The organism is Cellulomonas triticagri (assembly GCF_003696205.1).
Taxonomy (GTDB): domain Bacteria; phylum Actinomycetota; class Actinomycetes; order Actinomycetales; family Cellulomonadaceae; genus Cellulomonas; species Cellulomonas triticagri.
This window is the reverse complement of sequence record NZ_RFFI01000235.1, coordinates 1-1945: the sequence shown is the minus strand read 5'-3', so window position 1 is coordinate 1945 and position 1945 is coordinate 1. Positions and strand designations below refer to the sequence as shown.

Here is a 1945-nt window from a genome sequence, read left to right as displayed (position 1 = left end):
CCCGGACTCGACGCCCTCGGCGACGGTCTCCCAGCGGCGCTCGTCGAGCCCCGCGACGTCGAGCCCGAGGGCGTCGGCCCCGGCGGCGCGGGCGGCGGGTGCGACGTGCGCGGCGGTGCCGACGTGCAGGACGACGCGCTCGGCACCGCCGGCGCGCAGCAGCGTGACGGCACGGGCGAGGCGCTCGGAGGCGACGGGCGCGGGGACGGCGCGCAGCCGCGCGTACCCGGAGAACGACGGCAGGGTCCCGGCGACGACGGCGGCGAGCAGCGGCTCGTGCAGCAGCACGGTGGGGCGGGCGCCGGGGACGGCGCGGTGCACGGCGGCGAGGTGCTCGGCGACCCCGGCGGCGAGCGACTCGACCACCTCGGTGACGGCGCCCTCGTCGGCGACGGCGAGGTCACCGCGGGCCAGGTACACCCCGGCGGCGAGGCTGAGCGGCCCGAGGACGGGGACGACCAGCGGGCCCTCCCAGCCGTGGGCGGCGATCGCGAGGGCATCGAGGTCGGCGCGGCGCAGCGCCGCGAGCCGGGTGGCGTCGACGCCGGGGCGGTCGGCGAGCCGCCAGCCGTGCGGGCCGAGTTCGGCGGGCATCTCGACCAGCAGGCCGAGCCCCGCGGCGGTGGCGGTGCCGAACGGCCCGCGCTCCGGGAGGCGCACGGTCCACGGCAGCCCCTCGACGCCGTCGGGCAGGTCGGCGACGTCGCCGAGGACGGTCTGCTGCGCCTCGAGGACGTCGGTGCCGGGCCAGGGCCCGGTGCCGCTGACGGCCGTCACGCGCGGGCCCCGGCGTCGGTGTTGCGCGCGGCGGTCCGCCCGGCGCGGGCGACCGTGCCCTGCCCGAGCACGGTGGCGTCGTCGGGCCCGCCGTACAGGACGGCGGACTGCCCGGCGGCGACGCCGCGCAGCGGTCCGGAGACGGCGATCTCCACGCCGCCGCCGGCGGTCGCGCGGGCCTGGGCGGGGACGGCGGCGCCGTGCGCCCGCACCTGGAGCCGGCAGTCGACCCAGTCCTGCGGCGGGTCGCCGAACCAGACGGCGTCGGTGGCCTCGACGCGGTCGACGTCGAGGTCCTCGGCCGCGCCGACGACGACCCGGTTGTTGACGGGCTCGATGGCCAGCACGTAGCGCGGACGACCGTCGGGCGCGGGGCGGCCGAGCTGGAGGCCCTTGCGCTGCCCGACGGTGAACCCGTAGGCGCCGTCGTGCGCGCCGAGCACGGTGCCGTCGGCGTCCACGACCTCGCCGGGCCGGGACCCGAGCCGGTCGCGCAGGAACCCGCGGGTGTCGCCGTCGGCGACGAAGCAGATGTCGTAGGAGTCGGGCTTGGCGGACACGGACAGGCCGCGGGCGGCGGCCTCGGCGCGGACGACGTCCTTGCTGACGACGTCGCCGAGCGGGAACATCGCGCGGGACAGCCGCGTGGGGCCCATGACGGCGAGAACGTACGACTGGTCCTTGGCGCGGTCGGCGGCGCGGCGCAGCACGGGCGCTCCCGCGTCGTCGGTGCCCGCGGCGGCGTAGTGCCCGGTGCAGACGGCGTCGAACCCGAGGGCGAGCGCCTTGTCGAGCAGCGCGTCGAACTTGATGTGCTCGTTGCACCGCACGCACGGGTTGGGGGTGCGCCCGGCCTCGTACTCGGCGAGGAAGTCGGCGACGACGGTGTCCTCGAACCGCTCGGACAGGTCCCACACGTAGTACGGGATGCCGAGCACGTCGGCGGCGCGGCGGGCGTCCCCGGCGTCCTCGATGGAGCAGCAGCCGCGCGAGCCGCTGCGCAGCTGCGCCCGGTCGCGGGACAGCGCCATGTGCACGCCGACGACGTCGTGCCCGGCGTCCACGGCGCGCGCGGCGGCGACGGCGGAGTCCACGCCCCCGGACAGGGCGGCGAGCACGCGCATCAGGCGGCCCCCGCCCGGCGGTCGGCGGGGCGTCCGGCGGCGAG

General features: G+C 78.8%; 2 protein-coding genes. Both read right to left on the bottom strand.

Going from position 1 to position 1945, the window contains the following annotated elements:
* On the bottom strand, positions 1-777 hold a 777-nt coding region (locus EBM89_RS21655; RefSeq protein WP_158609743.1), incomplete at its 3' end, for a uroporphyrinogen decarboxylase/cobalamine-independent methonine synthase family protein.
* Complete coding sequence (gene mnmA, locus EBM89_RS20445) at positions 774-1901, bottom strand: tRNA 2-thiouridine(34) synthase MnmA (RefSeq protein ID WP_122151393.1); 1128 nt, start codon at positions 1899-1901, stop codon at positions 774-776. The genes mnmA and EBM89_RS21655, both read right to left, overlap by 4 nt.
* Between the last annotated feature and the right edge of the window lie 44 nt (positions 1902-1945).

Bases quoted from the DNA above. Each gene is read 5' to 3' on its own strand.
- mnmA (WP_122151393.1), bottom strand. From the start codon at position 1,901: ATGCGCGTGCTCGCCGCCCTGTCCGGGGGCGTGGACTCCGCCGTCGCC.